The sequence below is a fragment of the Longitalea luteola genome (assembly GCF_017356035.1).
Classification (GTDB): domain Bacteria; phylum Bacteroidota; class Bacteroidia; order Chitinophagales; family Chitinophagaceae; genus Niastella; species Niastella luteola.
On sequence record NZ_JAFIQX010000002.1, the window covers coordinates 112,031 to 130,141 of the forward strand.

Consider the following 18,111-nt stretch of genomic DNA (forward strand, 5'->3'; position numbering starts at 1 on the left):
AATTAACCAAAAACGCCCTTCTTCGTCCGTTGCTTTCACCACCGCTCAGCGCTATCACCCCAAACAAAAATGACTGTAATAAATTATTAGTTTACAATCAGTTGACAATTAAAAATTATGTATAGTTCCAATACGGTCATACAGAAACCCACTCTGGAAAGATTATTGTGCAACTTTGTATTGGGACAAAACGTGCTGAACATGGAAACAGATTTCTCAACTACTATTTTATGTACAGACGGCCAGAAACGGGAGTTCCATTTTGCCCGTATTAACTCCGTAGCCATTTACTTTCACATTTCCGTTATTGATAACAGCGGCCGGCTGATCACGGCAACGCTTGCCCGTGATGCAAACGGTCATTGGAAATTACACGAACCGGAACTACCCGGCTGGTTTATCACCGCAGAACCCGAACTGGGCAACGAGGTTGAACATAAGGCAGGCCGATAAAAAAAAGGAACCGGTTAAACAACCAGTTCCGGGAACCCTTATGTTATGACTGAAAGAAGCTTATAATTTATTTCAATACCACTTTCTTACTGGCCAGTACATACACCCATAATGCAGCGGATAAATAACTGGTCAATACTAACAGTGCTGAAAAAGCATAATGCCCATGTTTGAATAAAGAAACGCTAACTAAACTGGCAATAACTATCAGTACAATGATAGTGAGGGTAAAGAACGTTTTCATATAAAATGTTTTTGAGGTTATTACTTGTTTTTTCTTGTTTAAAGCGGATGGCTTTATGTAGTAATAGAAGGTGCAAAAGCGGGGAAGTTTATTAATGAAATGCTAAGAAGAAAGGTGTATCTACAGAGCTTAAGCGGAAGAAGAAGGGTATTAGTAATTCGTTAACAGATCACCTTTAAACGCTCAAGGCAGAAGGCTCAAGGCTGAAGGCAAAAGGCTAAAGGCTGAAGGCAGGGCCGAAACGCAATTCGCGTGCAAATAAAAAAACCTGCCGGCCGGCAGGTTGATGTAATACTCTCGCAGGCGACCTTATTAACAAAATTATTAACTGTATTTGCGTTAGGCGCTGCCCGTTGCGCGTTAAGCGTTAGGCGTTGCGCGTTAGGCGTTGCGCGTTAGGCGTTGCGCGTTAGGCGTTGCGCGTTAGGCGTTCATCGTTAAGCCTTTTATTCTTTCGGTTAAACCTGCTGGTATATCAATATCGGTTACCTTGATGGTTGCCGCAAAATCCATAAAAGCAGCAGGGTGCTCTTTTCTCCGGCCGGTTTTAACATCTATACTGGTGAAGTTCGTCCACATAATGGCCTTCAGGGTGGTTTGCTTTTCGTCGAACATTAACATTTCTACCAGCACATGCGATTCGCCGAGCTCAATGAGGCGCGATTCAATACAAACGATCTCATTATAAAATGCAGGTCGCAGGTATTGTATATCGTGGCGGCGCACTACCCAGGCAATACCCTGTTTATGATATTCAGCTAATGTGATCTGGTATGCCTGCTTCAAATGATCTTCCCGGGCATTCAGCATGTAGTCAATATACCGGGCATTATTCAAATGCCCCATAGGATCACAGTCATTAAACCGTATGGTATAAAATGTTTTTGGTTGCATAGTATTTTATTATTGAGCGTAATTATTAGGATTGGTCCATGTATTCAGTTTCCACCCGGGTCTTCAAATTATCCAGTAACCTGTTCAATACCGTTACATCATCGAGCACTTTGGCCATCATGATGCCGCCTTCTATTTGCGCAAAAATGAGCTCTGCCTCTTTCTTTACATTCAGGTCGCTCCTGAACGATCCTTCCTGGATGCCTTTTTTAATGATATGTTGCAGCGATCCCAGCATTTCCTGTAATGCCTGGCGTGCTTTTTTCTTTAAGAACGGATATGCATCATCGGCATCTACAGCTGTATTCATGAGCGGACATCCGCCATCGATAGGTGCCGACACCGTATAATTTTTATAATACTGAAAAACGGTGAGCAGTTTTTCCACACCGGTCTTTTTGGCCCGCACCTTCTGACCGATATCTTCTTTGAGCTGGTTATAAGAGTATTCAAATGCCAGGGCCGCTATTTCATCCTTGCTTTCAAAATTACCATACAGGCCGCCCTTTGCCAGGCCGGTTGCTTTCATTATATCACTCATGGAAGTACCGGCATATCCCTTCTTATTGAAAAGGGGCGCCGCTTTCGCAATTATGAACTCTTTGGTTTTGTCTGCTTTTGTCACGCTGCAAAAATAAACCGATCGGTCTAATTTACAAAAGAATAATGCATTGCCTTTTTCGGCCGTGGAAAATCCCTTTTCGTCGTTCAGAATCAATGGCTCATTCTTTTGCAAACAAAAAAAATTTTGGGTGTTGCGGGCATTGTCTACCTTTGCTGCTCTTCAATTATCAGCATATGAAACTTTAAGTTCACGTTCGCTGCAGCATCAGGCATGTTTCACGAACACCTAACTCCCCAATAACATTTTTGTTAGCGCTTGCTGCGCACCCAATATTATTATTGTCTTATCAGTTAAACAGGATCTGTATGTCGGACCAAACCACTAACGTTGGTACCATGCGTATCAAAACATTTTTTTCCTTATTCAAACAGGCATTGTCGGGCAAGGAGCAAGACTATACCCAGGGCAGCATTCGCCGTGCTGTGTTCTTACTGGCCGTACCCATGATACTTGAAATGTGCATGGAGTCGGTTTTTGCGGTAGTAGACATTTTTTTTGTAGGCCGTCTTGGTAAGAATGAGGCCGTATCAACAGTGGTGCTAACCGAATCGGTGCTAACCATTGTATACTCGCTCGCAATTGGGTTAAGTATGGCTGCAACGGCCATGGTAGCCCGCCGTATTGGCGAAAAGAATCCTGAAGCTGCTTCAAAAGCCGGGATACAATCATTGTTAGTAGCTCTCTTTGTTACTGCTATTGTCAGCATAGTAGGCGTCATATTTGCGCCGGAGATCCTGAAGCTTATGGGCGCTTCGCCCGAAACGGTTCGCATAGGCACCAATTATACCCGCATCATTTATGGCGGCAGCGTGGTTATCATGCTGCTGTTCCTGATCAACGGTATTTTCAGAGGAGCCGGTGACGCGTCAATAGCTATGCGCTCTTTATGGATCGCCAATATTTGTAATATTATCCTGTGCCCGGTATTAATTTACGGAGCAGGTCCTGTTCCGGCCTTTGGTATTACAGGCGCCGCTATGGCTACCACCATTGGCCGCGGCATTGGCGTACTGTACCAGATCTACCATTTATTCAGTGGCAAACGGATCATCAAGATCAGGTTGAAGGACTTTATGCCCGACTGGCCAATCATAAGGTCCATTTCCAATATTGCCTGGACGGGCACTGCGCAGTTCCTGATCGCATCTGCCAGCTGGATGGTACTGGCCCGTATTATGACGGAATTTGGTGATCCCGCTGTGGCAGGTTATGGTGTGGCCATCAGGCTGATCATGTTCTTCCTGTTACCAGCATGGGGTATGAGCAATGCTGCTGCCACGCTGGTTGGCCAAAACCTGGGCGCCCAGCAACCGGAAAGGGCTGAACAGTCAGTATGGAGCACAGCCAGGTATAACACCATCTTCATGATCTTTGTAACCCTGGTATTCCTGCTGTTTGCGCAACCTATCGTGGCATTCATGAACAAGGATGTTACCGTTGAGGCTTATGCCGTCAGGGCCTTACGGATTGTAAGCCTGGGTTATATTTTTTATGGCATAGGGATGGTTGTTACCAATGCGTTTAACGGCGCCGGCGACACCAAAACTCCTACGCTCATCAATATCTTTGGCTTCTGGTTATTCCAGGTGCCGCTGGCCTTATTGCTGGCTTTGTTCTTCAAGCTTGGTCCCGATGGCGTGTTCATTGCCATTGTACTGGCCGAAACAGGGATCTCCATTGCCGGTATCATCATTTTCAAAAAAGGAAAATGGAAGAAGATCAAAGTATAAAAGAAACTGTTTACAGAGGCTCCCTGCGGAGCCTTTGTTGTTTACACGGAATACCTTTTGCTATTATCAGTTAATTCACTAAGTTACAATCAGCATGAAGCAGCAATTACCTAACAATGCCATCAGGCAGGTACTTATATTGGCTACCATCATTACGCTTGGTATTGTACTGTTCAATCAATTGAGAAGTTTTATTCCGGCATTTTTGGGGGCTTATACTTTGTATGTGTTGCTTCGCAAATGGATGTTCATTCTGCAAGGCCGGTATAAATGGAAAAAAAGCCTTTGCGCGGCCCTGCTCATGCTGCTGTCATTTCTCATCATCCTGTTGCCGATCTTCCTGGTGGTGAATATGCTTACCTCGAAGATCGCCTTTGCCATGGAGCATTCCCAGGAGGTGCTTGCCAGCCTGCAGGCGTTTGTTGAAAAACTGGAAGCCCAGTACAAGGTGCAGATACTTACGACTACCAACCTGGAGAAGATAACCGCGTGGGGCGGCAATACGGTTCCCAAGATCCTCGGCGCTACCTTCAATACCCTTACCGGCATTATCATCATGTATTTCATTTTATATTTTATGCTGGTAGACGGTCGCAAGATGGAATCGAACTTCTACGACTGGGTTCCTTTGAAAGATGAAAATACCCTGATGTTGCGAAAAGACCTTAACAGCATGGTATATTCGAATGCGATCGGAATTCCGCTCATTGCCATTATACAAGGGATCTTCGGCCTTATTGGCTACCTGATCCTTGGGGTAGAGGAACCGTGGTTCTGGTTTGTGATCACCTGTATCACCAGTATGTTGCCCGTGGTGGGCGCTGCTTTGGCCTATGTGCCGGTGGCCCTGTTGTTCTTTGCCGCCGGTAGCAATGGTAAAGGTCTTATTATGCTTTTATACGGTTTTGGCGTAATCGGTTCGGTCGATAACCTGTTCCGTTTCTGGGTGCTGAAGCGGATCGGCGATGTACATCCCCTCATTACCGGCTTTGGCGTTATTATTGGGGTAGGCCTGTTTGGGTTTATTGGTCTCATATTCGGCCCCATCCTGATATCACTTTTCCTCGTGCTCCTCAAGATCTACGCTTCGGAGTTTAACATCGAAAAAAGGAGCGAAGGCAATAGCAAATAACTGTGTTACAAATACTTCTATCAGTAAGTAATTTCACGTACCGGCAAATACGCCGATATATATACTACATTGAAAATTTCGGAAAACACGGCTTTTCAGCCTTAAAATGCGAAAATATTTTTCGCAATGCTTCGTTCTATGGCGGTATTGTTTTTAATCAATTAGTTGCAAACCGCTTTTATATACGTTTTAATTCCTATGAAACGGTCACATAAGTCAATGTCGTTTGGAGTGTTGTTGTGTTTTTTGGCAGTGTCGCCGGTGGTATCATCCGGCACCGGCAGTGATGAGAAAACACCAGTTGTAGTAAGCGCACCTCGTGCCGCCGTTCCGGTTAACACAAGCACCGCAGTAGTTACAAGATCGGCCGCAGAAATGCTGGCGGCAGAAGCCAGGGATCTGTACGGTTCAATGAACCTGAAAAAATTCGGCCTGTCGATAAAAGCTTTTGAGTATGCGCTGAAAGGTTATAAAAACCTGGTGGAGCGCGGAAAAGTAGTGAAGGACCAGGTGCTTTCCATCTGCGATTTCAGTCAGTCGTCGCGCAGAAAAAGGTTTTATGTGATTGATATGGCCAAAAAGAAAGTGCTTATCAATACCTGGGTAGCGCATGGCCGCAACTCTGGTGGTGAATATGCCCGTTCCTTCTCAAACAGCCCCGAATCGCATAAGAGCAGTCTCGGTTTTTATGTTACCGGTAATACTTATTACGGCAGTCATGGACTGGCATTAAAAATTGAGGGACTGGAAAAGAACATCAATGATAAAGCCGACGAGCGGAATATTGTTATTCACGGTTCAAACTATGTTGGCGCCAGCTTTTTAAGCCGCAGCCCCTTCAACGGCCGCAGCTATGGATGTCCGGCGCTGCCACAGCAGGAAACCGGAAAAATCATTCAAAAGATCAAGGACGGCACCTGCCTGTTTATTTACCATCCCACTAAAAGTTATATCCAGAAGTCAAAAGTGCTGAATGGCTAGACCTCGCTTCATCTGGTTTGAAGCCCGCTTAAGGGAATCCTATTCGGGCCGGTCCCCATCCAGGATGGTACCCTTTTAAAAACTACTGCAACCACATCGCCAGCAGCTGGCAAAGGGCGCCGGCAAAAAGGCCCAGGTAAATTTCGCGTTGGCTATGATCAGAAACGATCAGGCGGCTGGTACAAACCACACCGGCTATTAATATGGCGAAGGAAAAATAAACGCCGGTTACATCCTGGTTGTTAAATGCCTGTAACAGGAAGAACACCGCCAGCCCACCCACACCAATGGCATGCATGCTTACCTTGGTAACAATATTCAGGAACCAGGCAGCACAAACAGCCAGAAAAGATCCCAATAAGAAATCGAGGAAAGGTTGCGGATTATCCTTCTGACTGTGGAATACATACCAGGCCCAGAAGTAAAAGATCATCGCGGCGGCATAGGGAATGATCCTTTCTTTTTGCGTACGCAGTTGCATGGATTGCACCAACTTCAGCCGCCACATCAGGAACACCGCAAAACCCGGGATCACCGCCGTGTTGAAGAACACGGAAATGAGCCTGAAAATTTTGTATTTATGATTTATACCGGCAAATGCATACGGATCGATGAACAACAAGAATGCGGTTACATATGCCGGTAAAAACAACGGATGAAAAATACAGGAAAAGAAATGAGCCAATGCCCTGATGAGCGCTGGTTGTTTAGGAGGCAGGGCAGTAAGCGGTGTTGTTGACATAATCAAAATTGCTATTACAGTTCTTTCCGTAACCTGGCTACCGGAATATTCAATTGTTCGCGGTATTTGGCTACGGTTCGGCGTGCAATATTATAACCTTTTTCCTGCAATAGCTCGGTGAGCTTTTCGTCGCTCAGGGGTTTCTTCTTGCTTTCGCCTTCAATGAGATCGCTGAGTATTTTCTTTACTTCCCGCGTAGATACTTCTTCGCCGCTGTCGGTACTGAGCGATTCGCTAAAGAAGAATTTCAGCCGGTAAGTACCAAACTCGGTTTGAACAAATTTGCTGTTGGCTACCCGGCTCACCGTGGAGATATCGAGACCTGTGCGTTCGGCAATATCTTTCAGGATCATGGGCTTCAGCGTGGTTTCATCGCCGGTAAGGAAAAAGTCGCGCTGGTAGCTCATAATGGTTTCCATTACACTGCTCAGCGTATGCTGCCGCTGTTTAATGGCATCGATGAACCACTTGGCTGCGTCGATCTTCTGTTTAATGAACAGGATCGCTTCTTTTTGGCGCTTATCTTTTTTGCTGCCTTTATCGTACTCGCGCAGCATATCGCGATAGCCTTCGCTGATGCGCAGGTCGGGCGCGTTCTTCGAATTAAGGGTAAGTTCCAGCTTGCCGCCGTTGTTATAAACAAAGAAGTCGGGCACCACATAACTTTCAGCCTTGTTGATATCGGCATGATTACCGCCGGGTTTAGGGGTAAGCCGAATGATCTGGCTGATCACTTCTTTCAACGCATCGTCGTCGAGGTTAAGGCCGCGTTGAATTTTATCGTAGTGCTTTTTTGTAAACTCATCAAAGTAATCGGTGAGTACATCAATTGCTTTATCTACATTCTTGCCTTCCCGCTGCTGGCGGTACAATTGCAATAACAGGCATTCCTGCAGGTCGCGGGCGCATACCCCCGGCGGATCAAACTGTTGAACCAGCCTGATCACCTTCTCTACTTCCTGTTCATTGGTTTCAATATTCTGCCTGAATGCAAGGTCGTCAACAATAGCGGCAGTTTCCCGGCGCAGGTAGCCATCATCGTCAATGCTGCCAACTATCTGCTCTGCTATCCTGCGTTCATTATCACTCATCTTTAACATGCCCAGCTGGCCGAGCAGGTGTTCATGGAAAGATGTTTCTATTTTATAAGGAACTATTTTTTTGTCATCCATTTCGGGATAATTATCATCCCGCAATTTGTAATCAGCAATTTCGCCATCTTCATCTCCTACGTATTCGCTAATGTCGATATTGTCATATTCATCTTCGCTGCCGTCTACATCAAAATCCTCTTCATCACTGCTATCGAATTCATCTTTTGTTTCATTATCGTATTGCTCGTCATGGTTCTCCTCCGACAATTCCAAAGCCGGATTCTCTTCAAGTTCCTCTTTGATCCGTTCTTCCAAATTAGCCGTAGGCACCTGCAACAGTTTCATCAGCTGAATCTGTTGTGGAGAAAGTTTTTGAAGTAGCTTTTGCTGTAAACTTTGACTCAATGCCATGTGCGTCAATATTTTAATCAGTTAGTCGCCAAAATTAATTTCAAAAAATCCGCGGCAACCACAAAAATCAGGCCGTAAATTTACAGACAAATGTAATCAACGTTGTGCAACGATTTTATAAAATTATTGTCTTTGCGGCTTTTTGTTTTGAATCAGAGGCAGTTTTAGCTCAAAACCAGGTAAATATAACATCTGGTAAGGCGTCGTTTACACCGGAAAAAGTGGCCGCGGTTTCTATGTATGAACTTCCTGAAAAGTTATTAACAGTTGGTTTTCATATACTAAAGGAAACGTCAATGGCCGGTCCGCCTGTAATTCCGGTGCGGCCGGCTGTTGCCACTATAGGTAACAATTTATATACGATTCAGTTTGGCTTTTTTTGTAAAAAGGAGCTGCAGTTTGAAAAAACCACCCGGATTCCGCTTCGATTCAGGTTGGGATCACTTGACTATGTAAACAGGCTGGAAGGAAAACATCCTTAGTTCACAGTACAAAGTTTACAGTTCAAAGTTTACAGTTAGTCAGTTGATCGTTATGAATCGTGAAGAGGCTTATGATTGTTTACAGTAATAAGCGAATTTGCGCCGCCGGAAATTCCTGGCCGTCTGCCGTCTGCCGTCTGCCGTTGCTGACGATTGCCGATTCGGTTACTTTCTCACGATCTTATTAATAGCAGTTACATCGTTTTGGAAATTGCTCAATGTTTGGAGGGCTTCCGAGGGAGTGCTTTCTTTAAAATATTTCTGCAGCCATAGTTTAGAGCTATCGGGCTCGCGCATAGCCCGGTACTGATCTTTTAATGCATACGATTCTGCAAATACAGCGCCCGCTTCGTACATCCTGCGCAGGGTTAAATATAATGTATCGCCGGTTGTGCTGTTAATGATGAGGCTATCGACCATTTCTTTTTTGTTGCCCGCCATCTCGGCTTTGGTTAAAGCCATTTGCGTTTGCATGATCCAGGAGGTGGCATCGAGGAAAATGATCGACAGGTCATTGTTTAAGTAGTGGGTCTTCCTGAGGCTGTCGACGCGGTCCTGCGCTTTTCTGGCAGAATCACTCACGTTACCGGCTACCGCATCACTTTGTGTATCCTGGCTTTTACAACTGGCGAATAGCAGGATGGGGCCGAGGGATATGAACAGTCCTGTTTTTATAGCGATAACGGTTCTTTTCATCGTTAAATACACTGTATTAAAATGCGTTTAGAAGATGATCTTCTATTGAGAGACCGTCTTCTAAACGCAGGCCTGTTCCTAAAATTATTATCAGGCTGATATCTTTTGTGCAGCCAGTACTTTTTTAACCACGCTTACGATCTTTTCGCCTTTCTCTTTCATTTGCTGTTCTGTAGGCACAAGGGAGATCTGGGTGGTGATGCCGCGGCTCATGACAGCATCACTGGCAGAAAAGTCTTTATTGGCTTGTTGCAAAATGGCTGCTTTATAGTCGGGATGTAAGGCATTGAGGGTAATGCTTTTCTTCAGGTGATCCCATTTGCGGATGTAATGCCAGTTATGATCGAACCAGTAAAAATTACCGCCCCAGCTGTTCTGGGCCTTTAATTCTGCCACTACAGCCTGGGTAAGCTCAGCGGTAGGCAGGAACCAGCTTAAGAAAGTGCAGCTGTCGCCGGCTTCATCCAGCACACGGCGGAAACTGATTTCGGGCACCTGCGCGAGGATGGCTTTTAATTGTGCATGGCCGGCGCGTTGTTTGGCCAGAAATTCATCCAGGCGGTTGAACTGTGCCAGCCCCACTGCCGCATGCAGTTCAGAAATGCGGAAATTATAACCCAGGAATGGGTGCAGATCGGCCCCGCGGTCAACACCTTTGTGGTCGTGGCCATGATCACTGTAACCGTCGCTGTTGATGTACACATCTTCTCGGTTGGTGACAATAGCACCGCCTTCACCGCAGGTAACTGTTTTTACAAAGTCGAAGGAATAAGTGCCGGCATCGCCGATGGTTCCGAGGTATTTTCCTTTATAGGTGGCGCCAAAGCTCTGGCAGGCGTCTTCAAGTAATAACAGATTATGTTCTTTGCAGATCTGTTGCAGTGCATCCATGTCGGCCGAGGCGCCGCACATATGCACAGGCATTATACATTTTGTTTTGGGGGTAATGGCTTTGCGAACCGCATCGGGGTTCAGGGTGAGTGTATCGTCAACATCCACGAGCACGGGAACGGCGCCTACACTGATGAGGGCCTCAAAGCTGGCCACAAACGTAAAGGTGGGCATGATCACTTCATCGCCATAGCCTATGCCCAGTGCGCTCAGCGCGGTGGTAAGGGCAGTGGTACCGCTGGAAACCAGGTGGGTAAACTGGCAACCAAATTTTTTGCTGATGGCAGCTTCCAGTTCTTTCGCTTTCCAGATCCCTTTACGGGCTCCATCGAAACCAAATCGCATCAGGATACCGGTTTCCATTACATCATTTACATGTTTGCGTTCATCTGCGCCAAAAAGTTCAAAGCCAGGCATATTGAATTTGTTTATGGTTTATTGTTTCTTGTTTTTCGTTACCCCTGAGCAGCGTTGATCTAAACCGCTCTCAATTAACGTTAAATGTCTAAATTATTGGACAGCAAAGGTAGAGATTTCAGCCAAAAGTGGGGGGCCGGTTTGTATAAAACGAGGGGACCAATAGGCAATGGTCAATGGTGAATGGTGAATGGTCAATGGTGAATGGTCAATGGTGAGCGGCTCGCGGCAAGTGAGCAGTATAAGCACCTGGGTACAACTCACATAACCCACGACCTGAATAACTTAAGAACTAATAACCCAGGAACCAGGAACATGAACTATGAACTGTATACTTTGAACTGTAAACTAGGAACTTTGAACTTTAAACTTTGAACCTTAAACTAAAAAAGGCTCCCTATGCAGGAAGCCTCTTTTCTTTATCTTTAATCCTTTTGAATTTTCTTGTGCCTTGTGCCTTGTGCCTTGTGCCTTGTGCCTTGTGCCTTGTGCCTTGTGCCTTGTGCCTTGTGCCTTGTGCCTTGTGCCTTGTGCGTTGTGCCTTGTGCCTTTCGCTTTGGGCCTTGAGCCTTTCGCCTTAAGCCTAATTATTAGCCATGGTATTCGGTTCTTTACCCAGCGTCCAGCCCAGCCTGTCGACCTTTACGGCTTCCAGTTTTATAGGCCAGTTCGGATAGGGTTTACTTTCGTTATTCTCTTCATCCAGGCAGGTTACATAGAACCGTACAAACTTGCGATCGTTGCGCAGCGGGGCAAAAAACACACAGCTATCGCTCGAATCAAAACGGCTGCCGATCAGTTGGGCATTATAAAAATTGTTGTTATTGAATTCCTCGTTATAGCAGGCATATAAGCGGTAGCATTTGATCTTTTTATTTGTAGCACCTGTTTTAATTACTTCTATCCGCAGGGCGGTATCTACCGGCTTTATAGAAACTACTTCGGGGCTTTCGGGCAGCAGGGAATCGATCCAGGGCATGGGCGGTATCATCGCCGGCTCCTTATAATAATTATAGCGCAGGCTGTCGTTCCAGCCAAGGGGGTTCTTTACAAATGACTGGGTGCTGAAGTAAATAGCGCCCTGGATCTCAGGGTATTTACGCATAGCCTGGATCTGCCGGGGCAGCTGGGTCTTATCGCGCCAGGCTGCATTGGTTCCGGCTTTAAAAATGCCAAGGCCAATGTAGCAATGTTTGCCGTAGCTATGTTTTGCCCACCAGTCGAGCAACACTTCATAGGCTGCCCGCGGATGGCCAAATTCAAAATAGATCTGGGGAGCTACATAGTCTATCCAGCCGCTTTTCAACCAAAGCAGGATATCGGCATACAGCTCGTTGTAATTGGTCATCGATTTGGTATCACTGCCTTCAGGATCCTGGCTGCGGTTTTTCCAGATGGCGAAGGGCGAAATACCGAAACGGCAGTACCGGTTTTCTTCTTTTATCGCAGTGCTCAGCTTTAAAATGATGGAGTCGGTATTGCTACGCCGCCAGTCGGCCAGGCTTAAGCCATTGCCATATTTTTCGTAGGACTCTTTATCAGGGAACTCTTTGCCTGAGATGGGGTATGGGTAGAAGTAATCGTCGAAATGAACAGCATCTATATCGTAGCGGTTTACGATATCGCGGATCACATTCACCACATAGTTTTGCGCCTCTTTATTGCCCGGGTCGAAATAGCGGGTGCCGCCATAACTCAAAAACCATTCGGGATGCGTGCGGGTGATGTGGTTTGCGCTAATAGAAGATTTTCCGATCGCAAACTCGGCCCGGTAGGGGTTGCACCAGGCGTGGAATTCCATGCCCCGTTTATGTGCTTCTTCTACCATGAAGGCCAGCGGGTCATAGTAAGGCGTTGGCGCCTTACCCTGCTTACCGGTAAGCCACTGGCTCCAGGGCTCGTATTGCGACGGATAAAATGCATCGGCGCATGGGCGCACCTGTACGATAACGGCATTCAGGCCATTACGTTTATGCATTTCAAGCAGATTTATGTATTCTGCTTTTTGACTTTCCGTATTAAAATTTCCACGTGAAGGCCAGTCGATATTATCTACTGTAGCAATCCACGCCGCCCTAAATTCATATTTAGGTTGCGCTACTACATTAAACACTAAAAAACAGGCCACTACCATCAGGCATGTAGTTCTTTTCATATTCGGATTAAAGATTAACGGATGTGTTTACAAAGTACGGTTATTCTGCGCTTCTTATTTTATCTAGTAGATCATTTAACATTTTAGCTTCTTCTTCAGTAAGGTTTCCAAGCATCGCATCCATCTGCTCGTTATAGCTATCCAGCTTGTCAAGCAATTGCAGGCCCAGATCGGTTATGGTTACGTCAACCAACCGGCGATCGGTCTTGCAAATTACTTTTTGTACCAGTTCCTTTTTTACCAGCCTGTCAACAATCCGGCTGGTATCACTCATTTTATCCAACATCCGTTGACGGATCTGCAGGGTTGACAAAGGTTTTCCGGCGCCCCGCAAAATGCGGAGGATATTATATTGTTGGGAAGTTATATCTCCCTTATCAAAAAACTGTTTGGTCTTTTCTGTTATCCAGTTATATGTAAAAATCAGATTGACCACTGTTTTATGATACTCATTCCGGAATTTAGTCTGTTGTATATCTTTTTCAATACTCATGGCATTACAATTACACAGGAGTTAATGGTAAATAATCAAAACACATACCTGATTATACTTACTGGCGGCTCAGCCGCGTCAGCATAAATATGCTGAAAATATGATGGGCTTCGTGCAGTAGAAAAAACTCTGTCCATTCCGTTACAGTTAATAAACCATATACCGGATGACGCCCGGTTCTATTAACTGCTGCACCGGTTAATGTCATAAGATGTTTGATAATACTCGTTCGCTGACCCGAAAGATCCGCCAGCAACTCAGCTACAGATCTTCTACAGCATGCTTTAAATGCCGGGTCATCATCGGCTTTATACCGATCGAACACTGGTTCATTTTCCGCTTGAATCTTTTGCATTCTTTGCAGAAAAACCGGCTGGTACGAAACCAGATGCGCCAATTGTTCAAATGCGCTCCATTTATCTTTATGTATACGTTGCTTTAATTCGTCTTCTGAAAAGCCATTCAATAATTCCAGAATGCTTTCATGCTGATGTTGCAACCGGCTACAAACAGATGCAGACAAAGACATGGTACTCCCATTTTTTTGTTCTGCGGTCAGGCAGGGGAGGATGAGGTTTTCGGATTCGTGGTTTTCGATCCCGGTTGCCAGGGGTTATTGGTTTGGCCTACTGTTTTGACCTAACGCAGAGATGTTTTGCTGCTAAACCAATTTTGATGTTCGAAATTACATTTTTTCTGATAGCTTACCATCAATCTGACACGTTTCAAACTGAGTTTATATAATTTTTCCTGACAGGGATAAGTATTTCCTTACACTTAATCGCCCCATACTCTGGTACCTTCACTGCAATTGGCACAAATGTCAATATTTTTCCTGCCTAACAGCACCTGTTCCCTAAAGCGCTTATACTTGTCGTTATGCCATACTTCTTTAAAGCTCTTTCCTTTCAGATCGCCCAGGGTATGCTGCGCATCTTTATCGAAGCAGCAGGGCACTACCAGTCCATCCCAGCTGATCACCGTGGCATGCCATAAACGCCAGCAATGATTATGCAGGGCATTCTTAAATTCCATTTGTCCTCGTTTGTTCTTCCGGTACCGGCTGTATTTTTCAATAGTAGGGATCAACTGATTGGGGTCATTCTCGTAGTCGTACACCTGGGCAGTTTTAAACCGCACTTCATCTACGCCTATCTCTTTGGCCAGCGCCTTTACCTCCTCTATCTGGTGCTCGTTTGGTTTAACTACCAGGAACTGGAAGAAAACAAACGGCGTTTTGCTTTTCAACTCCTTTTTCCATTTCACAATATTCCGGGCGCCTTCCAGTACTTTATGCAATTTTCCGCCCACCCTGTATTGTTGATATACGTCCTGGGTGGTTCCATCGATAGAGATGATCAGCCTGTCTAACCCGCTTTCCACCGTTTTCCGGGCATTTTCGTCGGTGAGGTAATGCGCATTGGTCGATGTGGCCGTATAAATACCCTTCCCCGATGCGTACTTCACCATTTCAAGAAATGACGGGTTGAGGTAAGGCTCCCCCTGAAAATAAAATACCAGGTACAGCAGGTCCCGGGATAACTGGTCAATCGTCTGGCGGAAGAAATCTTTTTGCAACATGCCTGTAGGCCGGGTAAAAGCCCGTAATCCGCTGGGACATTCGGGACAGCGCAGGTTGCACGATGTGGTAGGTTCAAAAGAAATAGAGATCGGATATCCCCATTGTACTGGCTTGCCGGTAATTTTACTTATATAATAACTGCTTAATACCTTACCTGCATTCCAGGCCCGCCGGGGCGTTATCCTCGATAATAAATTGAAACTATCGTGCCAGTTAATTGCGGGCATAGAGGTGTAAAATTAGGGTTCATTGTCATAAAGACAATGTTTTATGCACCCTTACGTTTAAAAGAGTTAAAATTTTCCACTTCAACAGATTATATCATCGCTTTGTTTAAGCGCTCCAATATATTTGTGTACCCTTATGGCAAATAAAAAAAAGGTAGCCATTGTTTGGAAGCTCGTTGTAGGACTGATCGTAGCCGCCACCGTATTCATGCTGTTTTTACGTGTGTATGAATGGTGGCAGGAAAGGCGGGCCCATTTTGCCCGGTACGAGGCCTTTGGCATCGAAATTCCCACCCGTTATACAATTCATGGCATCGATGTATCCCGTTACCAGGAAACGATTGACTGGGAAAGCGTTAAAGCAATGAATGTAGAAGGAATAAAAGTAGGTTTTACTTTTATTAAGGCCACTGAAGGACTGACCAGCGAGGACCGCTTTTTTAAACGTAACTGGAAGCGCGCTAAAGAGGCCGGACTGGCCCGCGGCGCTTATCATTTCTTTATTGCCACCAAAAACGGCAAGGCCCAGGCCGAACATTTTATAAAAACAGTTGAACTGGCGCCCGGCGATCTGCCGCCTGTGCTTGATGTAGAAGCCACTTACGGAGTTCCCTATAAAAAAGTTCGTGAGCGGGTGCATGAATGGCTGGTGACTGTTGAAAACTACTACGGTGTACGTCCTATCATCTATGCGAATGTTGATTTTTATCAGCAGGTACTCAAAGATGAATTCGACGAATATCCTTTATGGGTGGCCCATTACCTGCAAAAAGAAAAACCCCGCATTTACCGCGACTGGCATTTCTGGCAATACAGCGAACAGGGCCATGTAAACGGTATCTTCTGCAAAGTTGATTTCAATGCCTTCAGCGGCGACTCCACGGAATTCAAGAGTCTGTTGATCAATTGATCGTGTGTTTCCGCAGAAAAACAGCATCGAAAAAATGAACAGGGGCTGGAAAAAAACATCGAAAAAAATTAAAGTGCCCAGCAGAAATAATCAGCATCCCTAAAAAATAAACCGATACCAAAAATTTTTAACCAGGGTATTTAAAATTTGCCCCGTCAGGCTCAAATCAATTGCCGCTTATCTTACCTTGGTGTTATAATTTCTCATTTATGAGCATGATGGAAGATGATATTAAAGATTTCCTGAAGCGCATCGTTTGGACCGTTTTTATAATGTTTTTGTGGCTTACCCTTACGCTGGGCATTGGGGCTTACAACGACCTGATGGTACCAAGCCCAACTGTTACCATTGGCAATATCATCTTTTACATCTGGAGCGCCGGCAGCCTGGCCACCGTTATCTATTTATTTGTTCGCATCTGGAAGAAGAAATTCCCGCATGGATGAAAAGATAATGTGCTAATCTGCTAATGTGCTGATGTGCTGATGAAATACACCCTGCGCGAATTCAATGTGCTAATTTGCTGATGTACCAATATGCTAATGAAATCCACTGCAGCGCGAATTCAATGTGCTAATCTGCTAATGTGGATGTGCTGATGAAATACACCCCTGCGCGAATTCAATGTGCTAATTTGCTGATGTGCCAATATGCTAATGAAATCCACTGCAGCGCGAATTCAATGTGCTGATCTGCTAATGTGCTGATGTGCTGATGAAATACACCCCTGCGCGCAGGCCAATGGGCAATGGTCAATACGCAATTGGCAATTTTAACCCTTACTTCTGCCTGATGATTACCAGCGACAGTTTGAATAGGCGATACGCAATTGGCAATTCATACCCAATTTTTTGGCCCGCTGTTTAAGCGTAAATCACTTAATCTTTTGGCAGGTATAACAGCAACAAAAAAGGCTCCATTAAGAAGCCTTCAATTCTTTAGGTCTGTATTTTGTGGCCTATTGTCTATTGCTTATTGCCGTTTTGATTAGGGGTTAGGGGGTATTAAAACCTTGTAGCCGGACAACCCACTTTTTTGTCTTTGTGATAGCTTGGCAAACCGGCAATACGTTTATACTGATCAATAAATGAACGTACTGTAACAGTGAGGGCCATATAATAAAAGCCGTCTTTTACATTCGCATTACCACGGGGCGTTTTAGCAGCAGGATAAGCGCCCTGCCCAACCTCATCACCGCGATATGCCAGATCAACAGCCGTTTGCCCCTTTGCAGCAAATAAAACGCCCTGGTCTGCATATTCTGAACTTACATCATCCAGGTAATCAGTAAACAACTTGCGGTAGCCGAGTTCCAGTCCAACCCTGATATCCTCCGTAATAACATAGGTAGCGCCAATGCCGAGCGGTATATTGAACTGCGTGAGTTTATAGTCTTTTTTACCCGGTATAATTCCCTGTCCCTCGGTGCTTAATGGTTTCAGGTAAGTTTTAGTGCCATCTTCCGTATGGGTATAGGGTTTGAAATTATACAATCCCACCCCGGCAAATACATATGGGGTGATCCAGGAATTGTTCAAACTTAATATATTGTATTGCGCGCCAAGCTCCCATTCAAATACTTTGGTAGCAAAATTCAGGTTACGTCTTTGCATGCCCGGGCTGCCTTTTTTATCGTCAGCCTGCAGGGAAGTGAGCGTAAAGTAAGTGCGGGCGGTAAAATGTTCCGACAGATCATACTGAGCGCCGAATGACCCCAAGAACCGGGCCTGTTTAAAGGTTATATTCTTCTCCTGCAGATCTCCCTGGTAATTGGCAATTCCCAACCGGGCTGCAAAGTGAAAATTCTGTGCAACGGCTGCCAGGGGCATACAACATAACAGCGTGATAATCTTTCTCATTAATATTCAATTAGGATAATATACGTTCAACGGCCACAAATCTACGATCTGGTCGACTACTTTAAACGGTATGAGCATGAATTTATTACACAG

At 45.2% G+C, this 18,111-nt stretch carries 19 protein-coding genes; 7 read left to right on the plus strand and 12 right to left on the minus strand.

Annotated features, from left to right (window positions below; all coding sequences use genetic code 11):
* Positions 1-117 precede the first annotated feature (117 nt).
* Positions 118-453 carry a hypothetical protein gene (locus JUB15_RS04580; protein ID WP_207511154.1) on the plus strand — a complete coding sequence of 112 codons (336 nt, stop codon included), beginning with the start codon at positions 118-120 and terminating at the stop codon, positions 451-453.
* A 67-nt stretch (positions 454-520) separates the two neighbouring features.
* Here JUB15_RS04580 and JUB15_RS04585 read toward each other — a convergent pair whose 3' ends face one another.
* The 3 genes from JUB15_RS04585 to JUB15_RS04595 form a co-directional block, all read right to left on the minus strand.
* Entirely contained in the window at positions 521-697 is a 177-nt protein-coding gene (locus tag JUB15_RS04585) for a hypothetical protein (protein ID WP_207511155.1), read from the minus strand.
* Positions 698-1,120: 423 nt separating this feature from the next.
* Positions 1,121-1,591 (minus strand): acyl-CoA thioesterase, encoded by a 471-nt coding sequence (locus JUB15_RS04590; RefSeq protein ID WP_207511156.1) that lies wholly within the window; start codon positions 1,589-1,591, stop codon positions 1,121-1,123.
* A gap of 25 nt (positions 1,592-1,616) precedes the next feature.
* Positions 1,617-2,327: a TetR/AcrR family transcriptional regulator gene (locus tag JUB15_RS04595; protein ID WP_207511157.1), complete on the minus strand. Its 711-nt coding sequence runs from the start codon at positions 2,325-2,327 to the stop codon at positions 1,617-1,619.
* Positions 2,328-2,521: 194 nt separating this feature from the next.
* Here JUB15_RS04595 and JUB15_RS04600 point away from each other — a divergent pair, with 194 nt between their 5' ends.
* The 3 genes from JUB15_RS04600 to JUB15_RS04610 all read left to right on the plus strand — a co-directional run bounded on the left by JUB15_RS04600 (position 2,522) and on the right by JUB15_RS04610 (position 6,059).
* On the plus strand, positions 2,522-3,946 hold the full coding sequence (locus JUB15_RS04600) for an MATE family efflux transporter (protein ID WP_207511158.1): 1,425 nt from the start codon (positions 2,522-2,524) through the stop codon (positions 3,944-3,946).
* A 94-nt stretch (positions 3,947-4,040) separates the two neighbouring features.
* A complete protein-coding gene (locus JUB15_RS04605) occupies positions 4,041-5,078 on the plus strand; it encodes an AI-2E family transporter (RefSeq protein WP_207511159.1) in 1,038 nt (345 codons plus the stop codon).
* A 198-nt stretch (positions 5,079-5,276) separates the two neighbouring features.
* Positions 5,277-6,059 carry a murein L,D-transpeptidase catalytic domain family protein gene (locus tag JUB15_RS04610; protein ID WP_242696207.1) on the plus strand — a complete coding sequence of 261 codons (783 nt, stop codon included), beginning with the start codon at positions 5,277-5,279 and terminating at the stop codon, positions 6,057-6,059.
* 82 nt (positions 6,060-6,141) lie between these two features.
* On the opposite strand, the gene JUB15_RS04615 is transcribed toward JUB15_RS04610, so the two are convergent.
* Both JUB15_RS04615 and rpoN read right to left on the minus strand, forming a co-directional pair.
* Positions 6,142-6,801, minus strand: a complete 660-nt coding sequence (locus tag JUB15_RS04615) for a hypothetical protein (RefSeq protein ID WP_207511160.1) — start codon at positions 6,799-6,801, stop codon at positions 6,142-6,144.
* Between the two features lie 14 nt (positions 6,802-6,815).
* Entirely contained in the window at positions 6,816-8,306 is a 1,491-nt protein-coding gene (gene rpoN / locus JUB15_RS04620; protein WP_242696208.1) for an RNA polymerase factor sigma-54, read from the minus strand.
* A gap of 236 nt (positions 8,307-8,542) precedes the next feature.
* Here rpoN and JUB15_RS04625 point away from each other — a divergent pair, with 236 nt between their 5' ends.
* Positions 8,543-8,788, plus strand: a complete 246-nt coding sequence (locus tag JUB15_RS04625; RefSeq protein ID WP_207511161.1) for a hypothetical protein — start codon at positions 8,543-8,545, stop codon at positions 8,786-8,788.
* 165 nt (positions 8,789-8,953) lie between these two features.
* On the opposite strand, the gene JUB15_RS04630 is transcribed toward JUB15_RS04625, so the two are convergent.
* The 6 genes from JUB15_RS04630 to JUB15_RS04655 form a co-directional block, all read right to left on the minus strand.
* A complete protein-coding gene (locus JUB15_RS04630; protein WP_207511162.1) occupies positions 8,954-9,484 on the minus strand; it encodes a hypothetical protein in 531 nt (176 codons plus the stop codon).
* A gap of 90 nt (positions 9,485-9,574) precedes the next feature.
* Positions 9,575-10,792 (minus strand): DegT/DnrJ/EryC1/StrS family aminotransferase, encoded by a 1,218-nt coding sequence (locus JUB15_RS04635; RefSeq protein WP_207511163.1) that lies wholly within the window; start codon positions 10,790-10,792, stop codon positions 9,575-9,577.
* A 583-nt stretch (positions 10,793-11,375) separates the two neighbouring features.
* Entirely contained in the window at positions 11,376-12,947 is a 1,572-nt protein-coding gene (locus tag JUB15_RS04640) for a glycoside hydrolase family 10-like protein (protein WP_207511164.1), read from the minus strand.
* A gap of 40 nt (positions 12,948-12,987) precedes the next feature.
* On the minus strand, positions 12,988-13,440 hold the full coding sequence (locus JUB15_RS04645) for a MarR family winged helix-turn-helix transcriptional regulator (protein WP_207511165.1): 453 nt from the start codon (positions 13,438-13,440) through the stop codon (positions 12,988-12,990).
* Positions 13,441-13,498: 58 nt separating this feature from the next.
* Entirely contained in the window at positions 13,499-13,969 is a 471-nt protein-coding gene (locus JUB15_RS04650) for a DinB family protein (RefSeq protein ID WP_207511166.1), read from the minus strand.
* A 248-nt stretch (positions 13,970-14,217) separates the two neighbouring features.
* Positions 14,218-15,249: a radical SAM/SPASM domain-containing protein gene (locus tag JUB15_RS04655; RefSeq protein ID WP_207511167.1), complete on the minus strand. Its 1,032-nt coding sequence runs from the start codon at positions 15,247-15,249 to the stop codon at positions 14,218-14,220.
* 136 nt (positions 15,250-15,385) lie between these two features.
* Between JUB15_RS04655 and JUB15_RS04660 the strand changes: the two genes are divergently transcribed.
* Together JUB15_RS04660 and JUB15_RS04665 are read left to right on the plus strand one after the other, a co-directional pair.
* Positions 15,386-16,159, plus strand: a complete 774-nt coding sequence (locus tag JUB15_RS04660; RefSeq protein ID WP_207511168.1) for a glycoside hydrolase family 25 protein — start codon at positions 15,386-15,388, stop codon at positions 16,157-16,159.
* A 209-nt stretch (positions 16,160-16,368) separates the two neighbouring features.
* Complete coding sequence (locus JUB15_RS04665; protein ID WP_207511169.1) at positions 16,369-16,605, plus strand: hypothetical protein; 237 nt, start codon at positions 16,369-16,371, stop codon at positions 16,603-16,605.
* 558 nt (positions 16,606-17,163) lie between these two features.
* Here JUB15_RS04665 and JUB15_RS04670 read toward each other — a convergent pair.
* Positions 17,164-18,018: a DUF6089 family protein gene (locus JUB15_RS04670; RefSeq protein ID WP_207511170.1), complete on the minus strand. Its 855-nt coding sequence runs from the start codon at positions 18,016-18,018 to the stop codon at positions 17,164-17,166.
* Between the last annotated feature and the right edge of the window lie 93 nt (positions 18,019-18,111).